Below are 18,218 nucleotides of genomic sequence, written 5' to 3'. Positions count from 1 at the left end.
CCCCGGGGTGTATCCGCCCCCGCTGGGCGGCGGGGGCCTGTCGACGGGTGGCTCAGGAGGAGCGGAACACCTGCACGCTGCGGGGATCATCGGTCGCGGCCGCGATCAGCGCGACGACGCCGAGTCCGAGGGTCGGGGCGAGATAACCGATCCACCCGATCACTCCGACGGCCGCGATGACCCCCTGGTCGGCGCCCGCGGCACCGAGGACGCCCCAGACGACCTGGACGAGCACCGCGCAGCCCACGCTGATCGCCAGCGCCCAGAGAGGGGCCCGCCGCCATCGCGCGGGCACGGCGCCCAGGCGCGCGATCTGCGTCGCTGCGACCGCGCCCGCGGCGATCGACACGGCCGACGCCGTCACGCTGACCGCGGAGGCCAGCCAGGCGGTGGCGGGTTCGGACGACACGACCTGCACCGGGGTGAGCGTGGAGGTCAGGTTCACGATCAGCGGCGCGAGGGCCAGCACGACCAGGGCGGTGAGGCCCAGGGGGCGTCGCGCCACGACGCTGCCGGCGCGATTGAGGCCGACGGCGAACACCAGGATGCCGACTGCCCAGAGCCCGTCGATCAGGATCTGGGCGACCACGGGCGAACCCACCGTGCGCGCTCCGCCGAGTCCGATGACACCGCACACCCCGAGCAGGATGCCCCCGACGCGCCACGTCGCGCTCCGCTTCCCCATGCGCTCCACCCTACGTGGAGCGCCGACGGCTCTCGAGAAGCGTCACGCCTGAGTGGGCTGGTCGAAGTCCCAGTCCATCGGCTCGTCGTCGCCCGAGGAGGTCGGCTCGACGGCCCGCAGAGTCGAGCGCGGGAAGAGGCGGTGGTTGCGGAGGTCCTCCGACCACGCGGCGAAGTCGGGCTCCTCGCCCGTCCACTCCACGGGGGCGGACAGGACATCGTTGCCGACCCCGATGACGAGTTCGGCCTGCCCGACCGTCTTGTCCTCGGTGACGATCGGAATGCTCACCGCCTCGGCCTGGCCCTCCTTGGCCACCGCGGCGGTCAACTCCACGAGCGACGACGCGACGTCGTCGGTGGTGATCACGGTCTCTCCGGCGTAGGTGACACATCTCATGCGTTCCAGCGTGGTCGCCGCCGGCGAGACCGGGTGGCGGGTTGCGCGCGATGCGGGAGGTGGGATACGCGCGGGTCAGTCGCGCCGCTGCGCGGAACGGAACATCGCGGCATCCAATTCGAACCACACCGCGCGCACGGTGTCGAACTCGGCGAACCGCGCGGGAGCCGGTTCGTCGAGGCTGAGGCGGTATCCGCGTGGGAGGTCGTCCACGTGCTGTCCGTCGCGCGGTCCGCCGACGAGCACGTAGATCACGGTGAGGCTGACGGGCCGGCGTCCACGGCGACGCCGTCCACCGCGTCGCTCATCCGGTGCAGGAACCTCACCACGACCTCGGACTCTTCCGCCGACATGTCGATGACGGCGGCGAGCATGCGGTCATGCATGTTGCCGAGGGTCTGACGCACCTCCGCGTGCGCGCGATCGGTGGCCTGGATGAAGATGCTGCGACGGTCGTCGGGGTTGGCCGTTCGAGTGACGTGCCCCGAGCGCTCGAGACGGTCGAGGATCGCCGTCGTCGATGCGGTGGACAGGCCGAGATAGCGGGTCAGCTCGCCCGGCCGCACCTTCCGACCGGGTTCACGGAGCAGATAGCGCAGGACGAGGAGCTCGTTCTCCCCCATCGACATCGACTCGCGGGTGCGCCGACGCATCGCGAGTTCGGCGGCCCGGTAGACGCGGAGGGCTTCGAGCACCGCTTTGCTCCGCACGCGGCGGTCGGCGGGCTCATCTCCGTACCAATAGGTGCCCGAGTCGCGGTCTCCGCCAGGAGAGAGGCTCTGCGACACCGTACGCATGTCCGTCATGGTGTACGCCCCTTGCTGTCGATCTCGAAATCATACAACGAAACAAATAGTTCGACAAACTAGTTACTAACCGAGTATGTTCATCAAGCAGCTAACACGACGAAGGGAGTTCCTCATGGGCCACCTCTACTACGGCACCACGCCCGAGCCCGTCCGCATCCCCGATCGCCTCCTCTCGCACCTCAAGGTGGTCGTTGCGACCAAACTCCGTCGCAGCGAGAGCTTCACCGTGAGCTGGACCCATGTCGACGGCGCCCCCGGCCGCTCCACCCTGTGGCTGCAGCCCGCGATTCCGTTGCGCTTCGTCTTCGACAGCGCGGAACCCGAGCAGCTGGATGCCCGAACGCTGAAGGACATGGCCGACATGGCCAACTCCTCCGCCGGTCTCGTCATCGCGCTCGATGCGGAGATCCCCGCTTCCGCGGTCGCGGCTCGCACCCCTGCCCCCACCCCCGCCGCGCGCCGCGCGGCGATGCGAACGGCGGCGTGACCATGCCTTCGTCGACGACCGCGGCCGTCGGGCCGCTCACCGGCGTGCGGGTCCTCTGGGTCAAGGTCGACTCCGGATTCTGGGTCGCCCACCGGGGCGGCGAGTACTACGGGTGCGTGGACAGCGTGTCCGGCGGGTTCGTCTCGCGGGACGCCCACGGCGTCCCCATCGGCCGCTACGACGCGCTCGAGAGCGCCAAAGCCTCCCTGCGGTCCACCGCCGATCCGGCCAACACGGCGCGGCGGGTCCGCGCCGAACACGCGACGGTCGTGCTCGCCACCGCAGCCGGCACCGCCGCGCTCGCCTTCGCCCTCACCGCCGGCGCGCTCGCGCCCTACCTGTGAGCGCCGTGTCGATCGTCGAACTCCGCGACGAGGCCGACGACGTGGAGGATGCCGCTCGGGCCGAGTTCGCGGAACGTTACGGCGTCCACCCCATCTGACGTCGGGCGGGGAGGCGGAGCGCACGACGCATCTGCGACCACCCCCTGGACTTCGCTCTCGGGGTGTGACAGCGTCACCCGGATCGCCGACCTCCGGCGCTCACGAAGGGGGCCTCCCATGGCTGATCCCACCGCACCCGATCGTCCCGACGACGATTCTCCCGACACCTCGCCCTCAGGGGCGGAATCGCCCGAGGAAGGGGCCGCGGCTCAGCACGATGCCGACGAGGCGGCCGACACCGATTCCTCCCCCACGGGCAAGATCGACTGAGTCGTCACCGCGAGGCGTTCCCCGCCCCAGGTTCCGCCGCGTGGGCCCGCGGGCCGATCAGGTCGCCGCGATCTGGTCGGGACGCGGGGCGAGGTCGGGGCGCAGACGGGTTCCGAACTCGCGACGCAACGCGCTGAGCGCCGCCTGCCAGCCGGCGAGGCCGTGCACACCGGGGCCGGGGCTCGTCGAGGACGAGCAGAGGTAGATTCCGGGGATCGGGGTGCGCCACGGTTCGGGGCTGTACACCGGACGCCCGATCAACTGCGGAAGCGACGGCGCGCCCGCCGAGATGTCGCCGCCGGGGAAATTGGGGTTCCACCCCGCGATGTCGATCGCAGTCCGAGACGACGTCGCCAGGATCGTGTCGCGGAAGCCGGGCGCGAAGCGTTCGATCTGGGCGACCACCGCCGCCTCTCGGTCGGCGCGGCTCCCCGCCGGAACATGGGTGTACGCCCACAGGACGTGTCGCCCCTCGGGAGCACGCGTCGGATCGAACAGCGAGGGCTGCGACACCAGGACATAGGGGGCGTGCGGAAGCTCCCCGCGCACGACCGCGTTCTCCGCGGCGGCGATCTGCGCCCGTGTGCCGCCCACGTGCACCGTTCCCGAGAGAGCGACCTCCGGATCGGCCCACGGCACAGGATCCGACAGGGCGAAGTCGATCTTGGCCACTCCCCCGCCGTAGCGGAACCGCTCGAGCGCGCGGCGGTAGCCTCCCGGCATCCGGTCACCGACCAGGCCGACCAGAGCGCGCGGCGTGACGTCCAGGAGCACGGCGCGGGCGGCAGGGAGCTGACGGAGGTCGGTGACGTCGACGCCCGTGTGCACGACCCCACCATGAGCGCGCAGGTCGGCTGCCAGCGCGTCGGCGATCGACTGACTGCCCCCGACGGGGATCGGCCATCCTCGTCCGTGCGCGTAGGTGGCCAGCACCAGGCCGGCACCTCCGGCGGCGAGGCTCGGTTGCGCGAGGATCGAATGCGCCGCCACCCCGGTGATCATCGAGGGAGCGACCTCCTCGCGGAACCTCGCGTTCCACCACGGGCCGCCCTGCTCCAACGAGCGGATGCCGAAGTAGAACGCGGCGAGGGGGTCGCCCGGGACGCGGAGCAGGGCGTTGCCGGTGAAGTCGGCCACACCTCGGAGGTGCGCGACGAGCGGCCCCATCAGGCGGGCGTAGGCCGCCCCGTCGCGACCGATCGCCTCCGCCGCGCGGGGCAGGTCGCGGTAGGCGAGACCGGCTCGCCCGCCTTCCAGAGGGTGCGCGAACGAGACCTCCGGAACGACGAACGGCACCCGGCGTTCGAGGCCGAACTCGCGGAAGAACCACGACTCGAGGGCGAGCGGGTGCACCGCGGATCCAAGATCGTGGCGGAAGCCGGGCAGAGTGAGTTCACCGGTCGAGGCCGCGCCGCCGAGCGACGGCTGTCGCTCGTACAGGGCCACCGACAGCCCGGCCCGCGCGAGGGTGACCGCCGCCGCGAGACCGTTGGGTCCCGATCCGACGACGATCGCGTCGTATCGCTCGGTCATCGCCGGACCGGTTCCTTCTCTGCGGTGGAGGCGTGGCCGATGGCGGCGGCTCCCCCGCCGGACCTCGGGGCGCCGCCCTCGGCGAGGTACGCCAGCCGGTGCAGGGTCTCGGCGTTGCGCCACCGTGTGATCGCGTCGAACACCACGTCGGGGAGCAAAGTGGTCGGCCCGGTCACGGGCTCCTCCTGGAGCCGGACGACGCACGCCTCACCTCGCGGCTTCACATCTATGGTGACGCGCGCGATGCCGATCGGACCGCCATGCGGCTCGAGCACCGCGTGGCGCGGCGGATCCCATACGCGCATCACCGTGGTGTCGTCGACGAGAGCGGGCCACGACCCGAACGAGTGGTGCAACTCCGCCCCTTCGCGCGGCCATTCCTCGGCCACGTCGCGCATGCGGGACGCCCCGACCACCCAGAGCGGATACAGCCACCCGTTCGCGAGCACGCGGAAGACGTCCTCGGGTGTGCAGTGCAGAAGTCGCACGTTGCGAGCCATCGGGGAGCACCTCCTCGTCGTCGGCGGGGAGGCTTCGGCCGGGCGCCCGGACTCCCGACCGGATGCCGACAACGCTACGGGTCGGTGCACCCGCCGGTCACGAAGGTTGCGCGGGCGCATCGAGACCGTTAGGCGCACCAGGGCGTGGCCGATCAGGCGGCGACGTCCGCGGGGAGCACCACCCAGGCGCGCGTTCCGCCGTCCGGAGACTCGTCGAGGCCGATGTGGCCCCCGTGTGCGTGCGCGATACGTCGGCAGGTCGCCAATCCGATACCGAGTCCCTGCACCTCGGCGTCATGGCCCCGCTGCATCGGCTCGAACATGCGATCCCGCAGCTCCGCATCGACCGGGTGGCCGTTGTCGTCCACCGTCAGACGCCATCCGTCCGGAAGTTCGCGCACGGTCACCGAGACGCGCGGCACACGCCCCGCGGCGACGGTGAACTTCACCGCGTTGGCGATGAGATTCTGCAGGAGGACGCGCAGGAGGGTGTCGTCGGCGCGGACGAGCATCGACGCGTCCACCACGACCTCGGCGCCCGCGCCCACCACGGCGCCGTCCAGGTCCTCCAGCACCTCGTCCACGATCTCGCCGACGTCCACGCGACTGAAGTGCGGTCGCGCTCCCCCCATGCGCGCGAAATCGAGCAGGTCCGTCACCATCGAGGTCATCCGCGACGCGGCGGCCTCGGCACGGGCCAGCGACCGCGACGCCCGCGGGGCATCGATCATCTCGGGGCTGTCCGCCGCGAGTTCGAGGAAGCCCGACAGGGCCGTCAGAGGGTTCCTCAGATCGTGGCTCACCTGGGTCGCGAACTGCTCGAGCTGCGTGTTCGACTCCGCGAGATCGCGGCTCACGCGCCGGAGCTCGAGGACATCGATGACCTGGTGCGCGAGCAGGTCGAGGGCGTGAGCCGTGGCATCCGTCAGCTCGCCGACCTCGTCGTCGAAGACGCACAGGGTGCCGATCGCGACGCCCGAGGGCGTGATGAGAGGGCTGGACGCGTAGAAGCGCACCGAGGCGACCACCCCCGTGACGAACGCGTTGTCGCGGAACCGCGGGTCCTCGCGCGCGTCGGGGACGACCACGCGGCCCGGCTCGACGAGCACCGCGGCGCACATCGAATCCTCGATGGAGCACGATGCCGCCCGCACGCCGACGGCGGCGACCTGGTGCTGCGCACGGTCGTCGATGATGTTGATGACGGCGGTGGACACACCGCAGATCGTCGCCGCCAGCTCGACCAACCCCTGGAGATCCGGTTCGGGCAGCGCCCCGACGATGCGGTACCGATCGATGGCGTCGCGGCGCGTCACCTCGTGAGCTGTCGACACGGCATCCCCTCGCGATCGTCTCCCCGACCGAGCCTATCCCGCCGGTCGGACGCTGTCGCGGGGACCCGTGAGGCCCGCGGAACGACGAAGGGGCGAGCACACCGGTGCCCGCCCCTCCAGGATGTCCGTCGGATCACGGATTGCCGCGCGTCCACAGCAGCAGGATCGCCACCGCCTGCAGGACCAGGCATCCGACGAGGATCGCCGTGCGACGGCGCGGCGTCGAGGACAACCGGTCGTCGCCGAGGATGGGGGCCATCGGCATGAGAAGGCGGAAGGTGCTCTGCTGCGGGAGGAAGACCGCGAAGATGTACACGCCGTAGCTGAACAGGTACGCCACGACCATGAGGCCGAGTCGGCGGACGGGACGCGACCACAGCAGCGCGGCGAAAGCGACGATCAGTGCGACGACGAGGATGATGCCCACCACACCCAGGTGCGTGCCGGCCTGTCGGAACCACGGGGTGAACGGCGTGAACTCGTCGTTGCCGACGTAGTCGAGCCACCAGCCGAGCTCGGTCCGGATGTAGGCGTTCTTGGTGCCGGTGACGTCCTGGGCGATGTGGCTCCACGACAGACCCGCGACCGCGATGACGAGCCCGGACGCCATGAGGGACGCCCACTCCCGGACGGGGAAGGGGTCGACCCGACGCCGGAAGAAGCGCACCAGGAACAGGATGCCGAGCGCCAGGCCGAAGGCGAGCACGCCCGGCCGCGTGTACGCCGCGATCACTCCGAGCGGCAGGATCCACAGATACTTCCGCTTGATGGCGAGGAGCATGCCGCTGAAGACCAGGAACATGAACAGGCCCTCGCTGTAGCCGAGAGCGAAGAGGAACGACATCGGCGCGAACGAGAAGAAGACGACCGACCACCACGCGGCGCGCGGCCGGGTGACGGTGCGCAGCAGGCGGAACAGCATCCACGTCGCCCCCAGGCTCGCGGCGAGGCTGATCAGGACGGCGACGGGCTGCCAGCCGATTCCCGTCGCTCCCGAGAGCGTGCGCACGAGGAACGGGAAGACCGGGAGGAACGCCCAGTTGTTCGGGAGGATGTCGCCCGACACGTTCATGGGCAGCGACATCGGATAGCCCTGCGCGGCGATCTGGCCGTAGCGATCGGCATCCCACCCGGTGAGGTAGTCGAAGAACGTGCCGAGGCGCTCGCTGTCGGGTCCGAAGCCCCAGCGCGCCGCCTTGGCGATCGAGTAGAACCCCCAGAGCAGGCCGAAGTTCACCACGCGGGCGATCGCCCACAGCAGCAGGACGCGGGTGAACGCGCCGCGCTCGATCGGCTCCACGCCCTGCGGGGCGCGCAGGACATCCCGGCCGTACTGACGGAGTGCCCGTCCGGGACGGGAGTCGAGCAGGCGACGCCCGCGCTCGCGCAGCGGCGCCAGACGATCGTCGGTGGGGGCCGGCCGTACCGTGGGGACCAGCTCGCTCGGCGGTGCGCTCACTCGGAACCTTTCACACAGGGAGGAAGTGGGCTGCTGACGACGGTGTCCGGCCCGGACAAGTGCATTCGCCCAGATGGTACCGGATGGATGCCAACGGTCTTCCCGGTTGACATTCAGGAAATGCCCTGATCAGTGGGCGTCACCGACGATCTTGAGGCCCACGACGCAGCCGACGAGGACGAGGATCAGCAGGATCTTCACCACCGACACGGTTTCGGCTCCCCCGATCATCGCGACGATCACCGTGAGTGCCGCACCGATTCCCACCCACACGACGTAGGCGGTCCCCGTGGGGATCTCCCTCATCGCCCACGCGAGCCCGCCCATGCTCGCCACGAGCGCGACGGCGAACACGACGCTCGGCCACAGCTTCGTGAAGCCCTCGGAACGGCCGAGGGCCGTGGCCCACACCGCTTCCAGGACGCCCGAGACGGCCAGAACGATCCACGACACGACGACCTCCATCGGCCAGTCTTGTCGCAGTCCGGGTACTGATCCCTCGTCCGGTGGTGCCGTTCGCACGCGTCCGCCACGCTAGCAAGCGCGCCTGTGCACCGGCCGTGCACGGCATCCGTTCATCCGATCAGACGAGGAAGATCGAGACGGCGCCGGGGTTGTGGGCGTGCACCAGGACGCCGAAGACCACGGCGTCGAAGAGCAGGTGCACGGTGACCACGTACCAGAGCGAGCGGGTGCGGAGGAAGAGGAATCCCTGCACGAGCGCGAACGGGATGGTCAGGGCCGGCCCCCACGCCTGATACCCGAGTTCCCAGAGGAACGACACGAAGACGATGGCCTGCAGCACGTTGGCCGTCACGTCCGGGAAGTGTCGCCGCAGCAGCACGAACACCGTGCACACGAAGAACAGCTCGTCCCAGATGCCCACGGCGCCGACGCCGACGAAGAGGCGGCCGATGAGCTCGGGGGTGTCCACGACGGGCCAGTTCATGTAGACGCCCGAGGTCACGAAGTAGAACGGCAGGATGAGCCACCCCAGCACGATCACTCCGACCAGCCACACCCACTGCCACCACGCCCACCGACCGCCGCCGCGCCAGGGGAAGCGGATGGCCCGGTCGCGGAAGACGAAGCGCGAGATCACGTAGGGCAGGACGACCGCGCCGCCGAGCCCCAGGGTGAACCGCACGAATGCGGCGTCGTCGAGCTCCGCCTTCAGGGGGATGAGGCTCACGGCGACCTGCCCGAGCGCGAGGAGGAACACGTCCCGAGCCAGGCTGGGGACGGGAGCCGCGCGCGGCGTCGGAACGATCGGGACGCCCGCGCGACGGTCGACGACGACCGCGGATGCCACGGCCACCGCCAGGAGGATCCACCCGATCCACACGACCTGGACGACGAAGATCACCGGAGCCGCCAGACACACCGATGCCGCCGGCACCAGAGCGGGCGTCCAGGTGCGGCGGACGCGTTCGGGTGCGGCGGCGTGGGCGGTCATGGCGTGCGACGCGTGTAGGTCAGGTCGCGGATGTCCCGACCCACCCGGATGCCCTTGCGCTCGAAGGCGGTGAGGACACGACCGTCGAAGCGCTCGGCCCACTCCCCCGCGAACGCGCGCTCGAAGTCGGGTGCGGCGTCGAGGACGGCGCGCATCTGATCGGCGTAGTCCTGCCAGTCGGTGGCGAGTCGGAGCGTCCCACCCGGACGCAGCGCCTGCGCGGCGATCCGGGCGAACTCGGGCGCGACGAGCCGACGCTTGGTGTGCTTCTTCTTGTGCCAGGGGTCGGGGAAGAACACCCACAGCTCGGAGGCGCCGCCCGCGGGCAGCAGGTGCTCCAGCACCTCGGGGGCGTTGGCCTCGACCAGACGCAGGTTGCGGACGCCGGCGCGGTCCGCGTCGAGCATGGTGCGGGCCAGGCCCGCGGTGAACACCTCGACGGCGAGGAAGTCGGTGTCGGGGGCGGAGGACGCCGCCGCGACGATCTGGTGGCCCTGCCCGGAGCCGATCTCGACGATCAGCGGCGCGCGGCGCCCGTACACCTCGGCCGGATCGATCGCCGATCCCGCCCGCACGCTCGTGGCCGCGGCGGCGCGCTCGACGGGCAGCAGGTAGAACGGCGCGAGCTCGGCCCACGCGCGGTCCTGCGCCTCCGACATGCGGCCGCTGCGGCGCACGAACGACACCGGCTTGTCGCGGAAGACGGGGGCGGCATCCATGCCCTCCAGGCTATCCGGCGCGTCAGGGGTCGCTTTCCGGCGCTCATCGGGGCCGGAAGCGACGGATTCCGTCTCCTCACGCGAGAGGGCCCGGGGTTTGCGGCCGCTCACGGGACGGTCACGAAGTCGATGAGCTCCTCGACGCGGCCGAGCAGGGCCGGCTCGAGGTCGCGGAACGTGGTCACGCGCGACAGGATGTGCTGCCAGGCGCGGGCGAGGTCGGCCTGCTCCTCGGCGGGCCAGCCGAGCGCGCGGCAGACGCCGACCTTCCACTCGATGTCGCGCGGGACCTGCGGCCACGCGGCGATGCCGAGGGCGCGCGGAGTGACGCACTGCCACACGTCCACGAACGGATGCCCGACGATGCGCACGTGGGCTCCGTGACGGCCCCGGGCGATCTTCTCTGCGATGCGCGACTCCTTGGAGCCCGGCACGAGGTGGTCCACGAGCACGCCGTACCGCCGTTCGGCCGTCGGAGGCTCGGCATCCAGGGTCTGTTCGAGGAGGTCGACGCCCTCGAGGAACTCGACCACGACGCCCTCGGCCCGGAGGTCTGCACCCCACACCTTCTCGACCAGTTCGGCGTCGTGCTTGCCCTCGACGAAGATGCGGCTCGCGCGCGCCGTGCGGGCACGCTGGTCGGAGGCGGCGAACGACCCGGAGGCCGTCCGGGTGCGTCCCTTCGGCGCGGCGGCGGGGGCGACGAGGACGACGGGCTCGCCGTCGAGGAGGAACCCACCGCCGAGGGGGAACAGCCGACGTCTGCCGAGGCGGTCCTCGAGCTCGACGTTCATGCCGTCGAGGCGGGTCACCGCCCCGCAGAATCCGTCACCGGCCACCTCGACGACGAGATCGGCGGATGCCGCGACCTCGACCGCCTTCTTGCGGCCGGCCTCGCGCCAGCCGCGGGCGAGCACATCGGTGCCGTAGCGATCGTCCATGGGGGTACCTCCGAACGCCCGAGCCTATGCGCCGCGCGCGTGCGCTCAGGGCGGACGCGCCGAGCCTTCCCGCGTGTCCGGGGGGCTTTATAGAGTGGGGGCCTCAGCGCCGAAGGGGAATGCATGCGAAAGCCGAAGACGGCGGCGATCATGGCGGGCCTGGCGGTCGCGGCGGCGTCGGTCCTCGGTCTGGCGGCGCCGGCGTGGGCCGTGCCTCCCCCGTCGCTCGGCTCGAGCTACGTGCTCGACCAGGCCGACGTGCTGACCAACGCGCAAGAGGCCGAGGTGCAGTCCCGGATGCTCCGCCTGTCGGAACAGACCGGGCTCGACATGTGGGTCGTCTTCGTCGACGACTTCAGCGAGCCGAGCTCGGCCGCGGACTGGGCCAACGAGACCGCCAACCGCAACAGTCTCGGCCCGCACCAGTACCTCCTCGCGGTGTCGGTCGACGGGCGCGCGTACTACCTCTCGGGCGATGTCGACGACGGTGCGCTGACCGCGGATCAGCTCGCCGCGATCGAGCAGGAGCGGGTGCAACCCGCCCTGTCGGCCGGCGACTACGCCGGGGCCGCGGACGCGGCGGCGACGGGGATCACCGCCGCGGCGCGCGCCGCCGAGCCCGCCCCGCCACGCGAGCCGGCCGGCGCCGGACCGGACGTGGCCCTCATCGCGCTCGTCGTGTTCCTCGTGCTCGCACTCGGCGGCGGTCTGCTGTGGCTGTGGCTGCGCCGTCGACGCGGCGCCGCCGCGGGCGTACCGGCACCGGGCGAGAGCATCGACGACCTCTCCCGCCGCGCCGGGTCCGCGCTCGTCGCCACCGACGACGCGATCAAGACCAGTGAGCAGGAACTCGGCTTCGCGCGCGCGCAGTTCGGCGACGAGACCGCCGCCCCGTTCGCCGAGGCGCTCGCCCAGGCCAAGACCGACCTCGACCGGGCCTTCACCATCTCGCAGCAGCTCGACGACGACGTTCCCGAGACCGATGACCAGCGGCGGGCCGGCTACGCCGAGATCCTGCGTCTGTGCGCGTCGGCGGACGAATCGTTGGATGCCAAGGCGGCCGCGTTCGACCAGCTCCGTGCGCTCGAGTCCGATGCGCCCGCGGCAGTGGCCCGCGCCCGCGAGCGGCACACCGCCGCGACCGGAGCGCTGGAGGGGACCGAGCGCGATCTCGCCGCTCTCCGCGAGCGCTACACCGACGACGCCCTCGCCCCCGTGGCCGACAACCCGGCGCAGGCCCGCGACCGGCTGGACCTCGCCGCGCGACAGTTCTCGGCGGCCGATCAGGCGATCGCCGCCGGCGCCTCGGGCGAGGCCGCCGTCGCGATCCGTGCCGGCGAAGCCGCGGTCGCTCAGGCGGAGAGCCTCGAGACGGCCGTCCCGTCGCTGACGGCCGACCTCGCCGCCGCGGAGCGCCGCGCCGCGGACCTCGTGGCCGAGATCGAGGGCGACCTCGCCGCCGCCGCGGCACTGCCCGATCCCGACGGTCGCGTCGCGGGTGCCGTGGCGACGACACGCGCACACCTCGACGCCGGGCGCGCGGCTCTCGCACCGCCGCGCACCTCCCCGCTCCGCGCCCTCTCCGCGCTCGAACAGGGCAACGCCGCGATCGACGCGGTCCTGAGCGCCGCGCACGACGAGGCCGAGAGACGTCGCCGCGCCGCATCACAGCTGGACGGCCTGCTGGTGCAGGCGCGCGCCCAGGTCTCCGCTACCGAGGACTTCATCTCGGCACGCCGCGGTGCGGTCGGGCCGACCGCCCGTACGCGTCTCGCCGAGGCGGGTGCCGCGCTCGTGCAAGCCGAACAGCTGCGCACGGTCGACCCGGCATCCGCTCTCCCGTCGGCCCAGCGCGCGGTCGATCTCGCCGGCCAGGCCTCCTCGCTCGCCCAGAACGACGTCGGCGCCTTCGGCGGGGGCGGCGGGGGCGGCGGCGGCGACATGATGGGGGCCATCCTCGGGGGCATCGCCGTCAACGCCCTCCTGGGCGGGGGCTCGCGCTCCCGCGGGGGCTTCGGCGGAGGTGGGCTCGGAGGCCTCGGGGGCATGCTCGGAGGAATGGGCGGACTCGGCGGCGGCGGCGGTTCGCGGTCCGTCGGGTCCCGCGGACGCTCGGTCGGCTCGTCCTCGACCGGATCCCGTTCGCGGCGCGGAGGGGGACGCTTCTGACTCCCCCGCCCGGCCCCTGACGCTCGTCACAGAAAACTCGTAGAAATCGGCACCAGACTCGACAGGGTCGCCTCAGGAAGGAAATCCCGCATGGCCAAGCAGTCCATCTTCGGTCGGATCTCGACCCTCGTCCGCGCGAACATCAATGCGCTCCTCGACCAGGCCGAGGACCCGCAGAAGATGCTCGATCAGCTCGTTCGCGATTACTCCAACTCGATCGCCGACGCCGAGTCCGCGATCGCCGAGACCATCGGCAACCTGCGCCTGCTCGAACGCGACCACCAGGAAGACGTGCAGGCCGCCGCGGAGTGGGGCAACAAGGCCCTCGCCGCCAGCCGCAAGGGCGACGAACTGCGCGCCGCCGGCAACGCCGGCGAGGCCGACAAGTTCGACAACCTCGCCAAGATCGCCCTGCAGCGCCAGATCTCGGCGGAGAGCGAGGCGAAGGCCGCGGAGCCCACGATCGCGTCGCAGACCGAGGTCGTCGACAAGCTCAAGGACGGCCTCAACGGCATGAAGACCAAGCTCGAGCAGCTGAAGTCGAAGCGCAGCGAGCTGCTCGCCCGCGCCAAGGTCGCCGAGGCCCAGAACAAGGTCCACGACGCCGTGAAGTCGATCGACGTCCTCGACCCGACCAGCGAGCTCGGACGTTTCGAGGACAAGATCCGTCGGGAAGAGGCCCTCGCCGCCGGCAAGCAGGAACTGGCGGCGTCGAGCATCGACGCGCAGTTCAACGCGCTCGAAGACGTGGGTGAGCTGACCGAGGTCGAGGCGCGGCTGGCCGCGCTGAAGACCGGCGGCCCGCAGCGCGCCGCGATCGACGCCCCGAGCCCCGACCTCTGATCGCCCGGGAGCGCACCGTCCCCTCGGGGCAGTGCGCTCCCCCACCCGACAGGCATGTCATGACGCGTTTCGTCATCGCCCCGCAGTGGCAGGGGTCATCGTCCTCGCGTGCGATGCAGCTCATCGACGGCGCGGAAGCGATCGCGGGCGACCTGCCGCGAGCAGCGACGATCGCCCTCGAAGCCCCGACGGAGGCCGGCGACGCGCAGGGCAGCGGCATCCATCGTCTGAGTGCCGTCGTGCGCATGCGCGACCGCATCGAGGACGCCGTCCGCGGCACCGACGAACCCGTCGTGACGATCGGCGGCGACTGCGGCGTCGCGCTCGGCGCCATCTCCGCGATCGCCGGCGACGACCTCGCGGTCGTCTGGCTCGACGCGCACCCCGACCTGAACACGGCCGCGTCCTCGCCCAGCGGGGCGTTCACAGGGATGGTGCTGCGCAGCATCCTCGGTGAGGGCGAACCGACGGTGCGACTCACGCCGGGCATCGCCCCGAGCCGCATCGTGCTGGCCGGAACCCGGGCGTGGGATGCGGAGGAGGAGCGGGTCGTCGCGGCGCACGGCATCCGCACGATCGGCGCGGGCGACCTGGCCGACGCCGAGGTACTCGCCGCGGCGGTGGCGGCCACGGGGGCCTCCCGCGTGTTCGTCCACATCGACCTCGACGTCCTCGACCCGTCGGAGATCAGCGGCATCGCCAGCCCCGTGCCGTTCGGTGTCGCCGCGGCGGAGGTCGTGGCATCCGTCCGCCGGCTTCGCGAACGGGTCCCCCTCGCGGGCGCCACGATCACCGAGTTCTCCCCCTCGTCGCCGGCCGCGGCCGTCGACGATCTCGGAACGATCCTGCGCCTGGTCGGAGCGCTCGCGTGAGCCCGATCCCCCGTCCACCGGACGGCTGGCGCGAACGCGCCGATCGGGCGGTCGCGCGCGGACGCCGGATCGACCGGTTCCTCCCGTCCGTGCTGCTGGACTCCCCCGTCAGTCGCGTCGGCTTCTGGTACGGCCGCACCGTGGGGTGGGTGTGGGGCTCGCTGTGGAGCACCGGCCGCATCGAGCGTCGGAACGGACTCTGGGTGTTCCGCGGACTCCCGCAGTGGGCGTTCCCCCGCGGCGGCGTCTGCGTGGGCGACTGCTTCCTCACCGGTGACGTTCCCCCCACCGACGCGGTCCTCGGACACGAGGCCGTGCACGTGCGCCAGTGGCGCCGCTACGGCTTCCTCATGCCGCTGCTGTACTTCCTTGCGGGCCGTGATCCGCTGCGCAACCGATTCGAGATCGAAGCCGGTCTCGTCGAGGGGAACTACGTCCCCCGCGGAGCGTGAGGCCGCGTCAGCGAGCGGCGGTGATCCCGAAGCGCTCGGGCGTGTGGATGCTCGCCGCGTCCACCCCGTGGCGGGAGGTCAGGTCGTCGACGATCTCCGCGGTGCCGAGGTAGGAGCCCAGCAGAAAGATGCGGGTGGCGTCGTCGTCGCAGCACAGCATCTCGCCCGCCCATCCCGCGACCGCGCGCGTCAGCGCCTGGCCCGGCGCGCACGCGCGTCCGGTGCCGGGGGCGCCGCCCCGGCGGGAGCGGTCGAGCCACGTGACCGTCATCCGGGCGGGGGCCGCGATCGGCGTGATCCACGACGCGTCGGGAACCTCGACGAAGAGGCGCCCCGTCGAGCAGATCGGCAACGTCGACAGCAGAGCCTCGAGCTCGGCGAGAGAGGTCTCGTCGGCCGTGATGAGGTGCTGCACCCGCGTGTGGCGCGAAGAGCGGCAGGCGGCGGCGTTGTGCTCGGCGGAGGTGGACATGATGGCATCCACTATACCCGCGATGAAGGGTTGCCTAACCTGTGTAGCGCCCCTGGATGGGCCGAGGGCTACTCGATCAGGACCGCCCGCAGACGAGCGAGTTCGGCGTCGGTCAGGCCATGGGCGCGCAGGAAGTCCGCCGGCGAACCGTACTCCGCGTCGAGTCGCTCCAGCAGGCCGCGCATCACCGGCGCGGGCGAGCGCGTGGCGAGCTCCTCGGCGTGCCGGTTCTCGGGATGCAGCGCCCGGATGCCGGCGAGCACCTGCCGGTTGCGCTCCGCGGGCAGCAGCCCCTCGGTGCGGGCGTAGTCGTCGATCACGGCGTCCCGGTCGACTCCGGCCGCGGCGAGCGCGAGGGCGACGGTGACCCCGGTGCGGTCCTTGCCGACGGTGCAGTGGATGAGGACCGGCTGCGCGCCGAGGATCCCCCGCACGGCGTCGACGATGCGTGCGGCCGAGCCCTCGACGAGCTCGGCGTACAGCTCGCCGAGGCTGACGTCGCGCGCGAAGAAGGATTCCACGGATCCGAGGAAGAGCGGCACGCGCTGCACCTCGACGTCGAGTCCGTCGACGCGGCTCGGCGCATGGCGCACCTCGGCGTCGTCGCGGAGGTCGATGATGCGGCGCAGCCCCAGATCGTCCATCGTCTGCAGGCCCTCGTCGTCGACGTGCACGAGGTTCCCGGAGCGGTAGAGCACCCCGGCGCGGCTTCGACCGGCACCGGCGGGGAGACCCCCGACGTCGCGGAAGTTGGTCGCCCCGGAGACGAGCGACCTCACGCGGCGCCCCCGTGATCGTGGGCGGCGGGGACCGTCGGCGACGCGGCGTCGCCCGGCGTCGCTGCCGGGGCACGGGGCGGGACCGGGTACCGCCCCGCGATCGCCACGCGGTTGAACGCGTTGATGGCGACGAGGATCCAGCTGAGGGCGACGTACTCCTCTTCGCTCAGGATGCCGCCCGCGCGGTCGTACACCTCGTCGGGGATGCCCTCGTCGTGGATGAACGTGAACGATTCGGTCAGTTCGAGGGCCGCGCGCTCGCGTTCGTCGAAGACGCCCGATTCGCGCCAGGTGGCGATCTGCGCGATGACATCGGCATCCACCCCCGCCTTCACCGCCCCGTCGACGTGCACGCGCACGCAGTACGCGCAGCCGTTGAGCTGCGAGGCGTGGATCTGCACGATCTCCCGCAGACGCGCGTCGATGCCGGCCGCCGTCGCGAGCCCGCCGACCACCTTCGACAACGACCGCAACGCGGCGTAGGCCTCGGGAGCACTCCTGGAGAGGTGAACACGTCGTTCTTCGCCCATGGCGACAGCCTACGGCGGACCCCCGACCCCGGATCCGGGAGGCCGAGGTGTGACCGCCGGAGTCCACGCGCTGGTGACCCGGGGTGGCCGGTGACAGGCTGGGACCATGCCCGAGACCGACGAGTTCTCCTTCCTGCCCGCTCAGGCCGCCGCCGCCGGCGTCGAGGTCCCCCGCGTCGAGCGCGTCGGCCTGACCCTGCCGGACGGACGCACGCTCAGCGGACTGCGGTGGGGGGAGGAACCTCCGCGCGTGACGCTCCTGCACGGCGCCGGGCTGAACGCGCACACCTGGGACACCACGCTGCTCCACCTGGGGGTGCCGGCGCTCGCGGTGGATCTCGCCGGCCACGGCGACTCCTCCTGGCGGGACGATGCCGCCTACGTCGGCCGCGTCCTCGCGCCGGATGTCGCCGCCGCGCTCGAGGCCTGGACGGATCGGCCCCAGGTGCTCGTCGGCCACTCCCTGGGCGGGCTCACGGCCGCCGCCGTCGCGGCCTCCCGTCCGGAACTCGTGGAGAGGGTCGTGATCATCGACATCACGCCGGGGATCGACCCGAGTGGCGGCCCGGCGCAGCTGCGGGCGTTCTTCGCGGGTCCGACCGACTGGGCCACGCGCGACGAGCTCGTCGACAAGGCCCTGGCGTTCGGACTCGGCGGTGCGCGGTCCGCCGCCGAACGCGGCGTGTTCCTCAACACCCGTGTCCGCCCCGACGGCCGCGTCGAGTGGAAGCACCACTTCGCGCATCTCGCCGCGGCCGCTGCCGCCGCCGGGGCCGACACGTCGACACCGGATGCCGTGCGCGCGGTGCTCGCATCGACCGGGTGGGATGACATCGCCGCCGTCCGGGCGCCGATCCTGTTCGTCCGCGCGGATCGCGGTTTCGTGACCGCGGCCGACGCGGACGAGCTGGTCCGTCAAGCCGCGGACGCACGCGTGCGGGTCGTTCCGACCGCCCACAACGTGCAGGAGGAAGACCCCGCGGGACTCGCCGCCCTCCTGCGAGAGACCCTCACCGCGGTCTGACGCCCCACGGCCGGACGGTGTCGCTCCGTGTCACGCGCGGCGTGG

23 protein-coding genes and 1 riboswitch are annotated in these 18,218 nt (G+C 71.9%); of the genes, 8 read left to right on the top strand and 15 right to left on the bottom strand.

Annotated elements, in window-relative coordinates; all coding sequences use genetic code 11:
• Nucleotides 1–52 precede the first annotated feature (52 nt).
• The 4 genes from BGO45_RS09865 to BGO45_RS09850 form a co-directional block, all read right to left on the bottom strand.
• Nucleotides 53–685 (bottom strand): hypothetical protein, encoded by a 633-nt coding sequence (locus BGO45_RS09865; protein WP_292693554.1) that lies wholly within the window; start codon nucleotides 683–685, stop codon nucleotides 53–55.
• 42 nt (nucleotides 686–727) lie between these two features.
• The gene (locus tag BGO45_RS09860) at nucleotides 728–1,081 is read right to left on the bottom strand and encodes a hypothetical protein (protein ID WP_292693551.1); all 354 of its coding nucleotides are present in this window, start codon (nucleotides 1,079–1,081) and stop codon (nucleotides 728–730) included.
• A 75-nt stretch (nucleotides 1,082–1,156) separates the two neighbouring features.
• Nucleotides 1,157–1,336 (bottom strand): hypothetical protein, encoded by a 180-nt coding sequence (locus BGO45_RS09855; protein ID WP_292693549.1) that lies wholly within the window; start codon nucleotides 1,334–1,336, stop codon nucleotides 1,157–1,159.
• On the bottom strand, nucleotides 1,333–1,887 hold the full coding sequence (locus BGO45_RS09850; RefSeq protein ID WP_366515012.1) for a MarR family transcriptional regulator: 555 nt from the start codon (nucleotides 1,885–1,887) through the stop codon (nucleotides 1,333–1,335). Before BGO45_RS09850 ends, BGO45_RS09855 begins: the two co-directional genes overlap by 4 nt.
• A gap of 76 nt (nucleotides 1,888–1,963) precedes the next feature.
• Here BGO45_RS09850 and BGO45_RS09845 point away from each other — a divergent pair, with 76 nt between their 5' ends.
• The 3 genes from BGO45_RS09845 to BGO45_RS09835 all read left to right on the top strand — a co-directional run bounded on the left by BGO45_RS09845 (nucleotide 1,964) and on the right by BGO45_RS09835 (nucleotide 3,090).
• The gene (locus BGO45_RS09845) at nucleotides 1,964–2,377 is read left to right on the top strand and encodes a hypothetical protein (protein ID WP_366515011.1); all 414 of its coding nucleotides are present in this window, start codon (nucleotides 1,964–1,966) and stop codon (nucleotides 2,375–2,377) included.
• Nucleotides 2,374–2,721: a hypothetical protein gene (locus BGO45_RS09840; protein WP_292693547.1), complete on the top strand. Its 348-nt coding sequence runs from the start codon at nucleotides 2,374–2,376 to the stop codon at nucleotides 2,719–2,721. The genes BGO45_RS09845 and BGO45_RS09840 overlap by 4 nt, the downstream gene beginning before the upstream one ends.
• Nucleotides 2,722–2,937: 216 nt before the next feature.
• Nucleotides 2,938–3,090, top strand: a complete 153-nt coding sequence (locus BGO45_RS09835) for a hypothetical protein (protein ID WP_292693544.1) — start codon at nucleotides 2,938–2,940, stop codon at nucleotides 3,088–3,090.
• 57 nt (nucleotides 3,091–3,147) lie between these two features.
• Here BGO45_RS09835 and BGO45_RS09830 read toward each other — a convergent pair whose 3' ends face one another.
• From BGO45_RS09830 to BGO45_RS09795, 8 genes are all read right to left on the bottom strand, one after another.
• The gene (locus tag BGO45_RS09830) at nucleotides 3,148–4,623 is read right to left on the bottom strand and encodes an NAD(P)/FAD-dependent oxidoreductase (protein WP_292693541.1); all 1,476 of its coding nucleotides are present in this window, start codon (nucleotides 4,621–4,623) and stop codon (nucleotides 3,148–3,150) included.
• On the bottom strand, nucleotides 4,620–5,123 hold the full coding sequence (locus tag BGO45_RS09825; protein WP_292693539.1) for an SRPBCC family protein: 504 nt from the start codon (nucleotides 5,121–5,123) through the stop codon (nucleotides 4,620–4,622). The genes BGO45_RS09830 and BGO45_RS09825 overlap by 4 nt, the downstream gene beginning before the upstream one ends.
• Nucleotides 5,124–5,275: 152 nt before the next feature.
• Nucleotides 5,276–6,457 carry a GAF domain-containing sensor histidine kinase gene (locus BGO45_RS09820; protein WP_292693536.1) on the bottom strand — a complete coding sequence of 394 codons (1,182 nt, stop codon included), beginning with the start codon at nucleotides 6,455–6,457 and terminating at the stop codon, nucleotides 5,276–5,278.
• A 133-nt stretch (nucleotides 6,458–6,590) separates the two neighbouring features.
• Complete coding sequence (locus BGO45_RS09815; RefSeq protein WP_292693534.1) at nucleotides 6,591–7,916, bottom strand: hypothetical protein; 1,326 nt, start codon at nucleotides 7,914–7,916, stop codon at nucleotides 6,591–6,593.
• Nucleotides 7,917–8,045: 129 nt separating this feature from the next.
• A complete protein-coding gene (locus BGO45_RS09810) occupies nucleotides 8,046–8,369 on the bottom strand; it encodes a multidrug efflux SMR transporter (RefSeq protein ID WP_292693736.1) in 324 nt (107 codons plus the stop codon).
• Nucleotides 8,370–8,379: 10 nt separating this feature from the next.
• Nucleotides 8,380–8,443: riboswitch (guanidine-III (ykkC-III) riboswitch) on the bottom strand.
• A gap of 56 nt (nucleotides 8,444–8,499) precedes the next feature.
• On the bottom strand, nucleotides 8,500–9,372 hold the full coding sequence (locus BGO45_RS09805; protein WP_292693532.1) for a CPBP family intramembrane glutamic endopeptidase: 873 nt from the start codon (nucleotides 9,370–9,372) through the stop codon (nucleotides 8,500–8,502).
• Nucleotides 9,369–10,091 (bottom strand): tRNA (guanosine(46)-N7)-methyltransferase TrmB, encoded by a 723-nt coding sequence (trmB, locus tag BGO45_RS09800; protein WP_292693531.1) that lies wholly within the window; start codon nucleotides 10,089–10,091, stop codon nucleotides 9,369–9,371. Before trmB ends, BGO45_RS09805 begins: the two co-directional genes overlap by 4 nt.
• A gap of 107 nt (nucleotides 10,092–10,198) precedes the next feature.
• Entirely contained in the window at nucleotides 10,199–11,032 is an 834-nt protein-coding gene (locus tag BGO45_RS09795) for a DUF3097 domain-containing protein (RefSeq protein ID WP_292693528.1), read from the bottom strand.
• Nucleotides 11,033–11,155: 123 nt separating this feature from the next.
• Here BGO45_RS09795 and BGO45_RS09790 point away from each other — a divergent pair, with 123 nt between their 5' ends.
• From BGO45_RS09790 to BGO45_RS09775, 4 genes are all read left to right on the top strand, one after another.
• Entirely contained in the window at nucleotides 11,156–13,201 is a 2,046-nt protein-coding gene (locus tag BGO45_RS09790; protein WP_292693526.1) for a TPM domain-containing protein, read from the top strand.
• Between the two features lie 90 nt (nucleotides 13,202–13,291).
• Nucleotides 13,292–14,044 (top strand): PspA/IM30 family protein, encoded by a 753-nt coding sequence (locus BGO45_RS09785; RefSeq protein ID WP_076490954.1) that lies wholly within the window; start codon nucleotides 13,292–13,294, stop codon nucleotides 14,042–14,044.
• 59 nt (nucleotides 14,045–14,103) lie between these two features.
• A complete protein-coding gene (locus BGO45_RS09780; RefSeq protein WP_292693523.1) occupies nucleotides 14,104–14,916 on the top strand; it encodes an arginase family protein in 813 nt (270 codons plus the stop codon).
• Nucleotides 14,913–15,368, top strand: coding sequence for a Fe-S oxidoreductase (locus tag BGO45_RS09775; protein WP_076490956.1), 456 nt, complete (start codon nucleotides 14,913–14,915; stop codon nucleotides 15,366–15,368). Before BGO45_RS09780 ends, BGO45_RS09775 begins: the two co-directional genes overlap by 4 nt.
• 7 nt (nucleotides 15,369–15,375) lie before the next feature.
• Here the strand turns inward: BGO45_RS09775 and BGO45_RS09770 are convergent, their stop codons facing one another.
• The 3 genes from BGO45_RS09770 to BGO45_RS09760 all read right to left on the bottom strand — a co-directional run bounded on the left by BGO45_RS09770 (nucleotide 15,376) and on the right by BGO45_RS09760 (nucleotide 17,149).
• Complete coding sequence (locus tag BGO45_RS09770) at nucleotides 15,376–15,840, bottom strand: SIP domain-containing protein (RefSeq protein WP_292693520.1); 465 nt, start codon at nucleotides 15,838–15,840, stop codon at nucleotides 15,376–15,378.
• Nucleotides 15,841–15,908: 68 nt separating this feature from the next.
• Nucleotides 15,909–16,619 (bottom strand): tyrosine-protein phosphatase, encoded by a 711-nt coding sequence (locus tag BGO45_RS09765; RefSeq protein ID WP_292693518.1) that lies wholly within the window; start codon nucleotides 16,617–16,619, stop codon nucleotides 15,909–15,911.
• On the bottom strand, nucleotides 16,616–17,149 hold the full coding sequence (locus tag BGO45_RS09760) for a carboxymuconolactone decarboxylase family protein (protein ID WP_292693516.1): 534 nt from the start codon (nucleotides 17,147–17,149) through the stop codon (nucleotides 16,616–16,618). Before BGO45_RS09760 ends, BGO45_RS09765 begins: the two co-directional genes overlap by 4 nt.
• 106 nt (nucleotides 17,150–17,255) lie before the next feature.
• Here BGO45_RS09760 and BGO45_RS09755 point away from each other — a divergent pair, with 106 nt between their 5' ends.
• Complete coding sequence (locus BGO45_RS09755) at nucleotides 17,256–18,173, top strand: alpha/beta hydrolase (protein ID WP_292693514.1); 918 nt, start codon at nucleotides 17,256–17,258, stop codon at nucleotides 18,171–18,173.
• Nucleotides 18,174–18,218: the final 45 nt, after the last annotated feature.

This window comes from Microbacterium sp. 71-36, assembly GCF_001898305.1.
Classification (GTDB): domain Bacteria; phylum Actinomycetota; class Actinomycetes; order Actinomycetales; family Microbacteriaceae; genus Microbacterium.
This window is presented reverse-complemented; position numbering and strand designations above follow the sequence as displayed.

Coding starts and splice junctions, on each gene's coding strand:
- BGO45_RS09865 (WP_292693554.1), bottom strand. CDS start 685: ATGGGGAAGCGGAGCGCGACGTGGCGCGTCGGGGGCATCCTGCTCGGG.
- BGO45_RS09860 (WP_292693551.1), bottom strand. CDS start 1,081: ATGAGATGTGTCACCTACGCCGGAGAGACCGTGATCACCACCGACGAC.
- BGO45_RS09850 (WP_366515012.1), bottom strand. CDS start 1,887: ATGACGGACATGCGTACGGTGTCGCAGAGCCTCTCTCCTGGCGGAGAC.
- BGO45_RS09845 (WP_366515011.1), top strand. CDS start 1,964: ATGTTCATCAAGCAGCTAACACGACGAAGGGAGTTCCTCATGGGCCAC.
- BGO45_RS09835 (WP_292693544.1), top strand. CDS start 2,938: ATGGCTGATCCCACCGCACCCGATCGTCCCGACGACGATTCTCCCGAC.
- BGO45_RS09830 (WP_292693541.1), bottom strand. CDS start 4,623: ATGACCGAGCGATACGACGCGATCGTCGTCGGATCGGGACCCAACGGT.
- BGO45_RS09825 (WP_292693539.1), bottom strand. CDS start 5,123: ATGGCTCGCAACGTGCGACTTCTGCACTGCACACCCGAGGACGTCTTC.
- BGO45_RS09805 (WP_292693532.1), bottom strand. CDS start 9,372: ATGACCGCCCACGCCGCCGCACCCGAACGCGTCCGCCGCACCTGGACG.
- trmB (WP_292693531.1), bottom strand. CDS start 10,091: ATGGATGCCGCCCCCGTCTTCCGCGACAAGCCGGTGTCGTTCGTGCGC.
- BGO45_RS09795 (WP_292693528.1), bottom strand. CDS start 11,032: ATGGACGATCGCTACGGCACCGATGTGCTCGCCCGCGGCTGGCGCGAG.
- BGO45_RS09790 (WP_292693526.1), top strand. CDS start 11,156: ATGCGAAAGCCGAAGACGGCGGCGATCATGGCGGGCCTGGCGGTCGCG.
- BGO45_RS09785 (WP_076490954.1), top strand. CDS start 13,292: ATGGCCAAGCAGTCCATCTTCGGTCGGATCTCGACCCTCGTCCGCGCG.
- BGO45_RS09780 (WP_292693523.1), top strand. CDS start 14,104: ATGACGCGTTTCGTCATCGCCCCGCAGTGGCAGGGGTCATCGTCCTCG.
- BGO45_RS09770 (WP_292693520.1), bottom strand. CDS start 15,840: ATGTCCACCTCCGCCGAGCACAACGCCGCCGCCTGCCGCTCTTCGCGC.
- BGO45_RS09760 (WP_292693516.1), bottom strand. CDS start 17,149: ATGGGCGAAGAACGACGTGTTCACCTCTCCAGGAGTGCTCCCGAGGCC.
- BGO45_RS09755 (WP_292693514.1), top strand. CDS start 17,256: ATGCCCGAGACCGACGAGTTCTCCTTCCTGCCCGCTCAGGCCGCCGCC.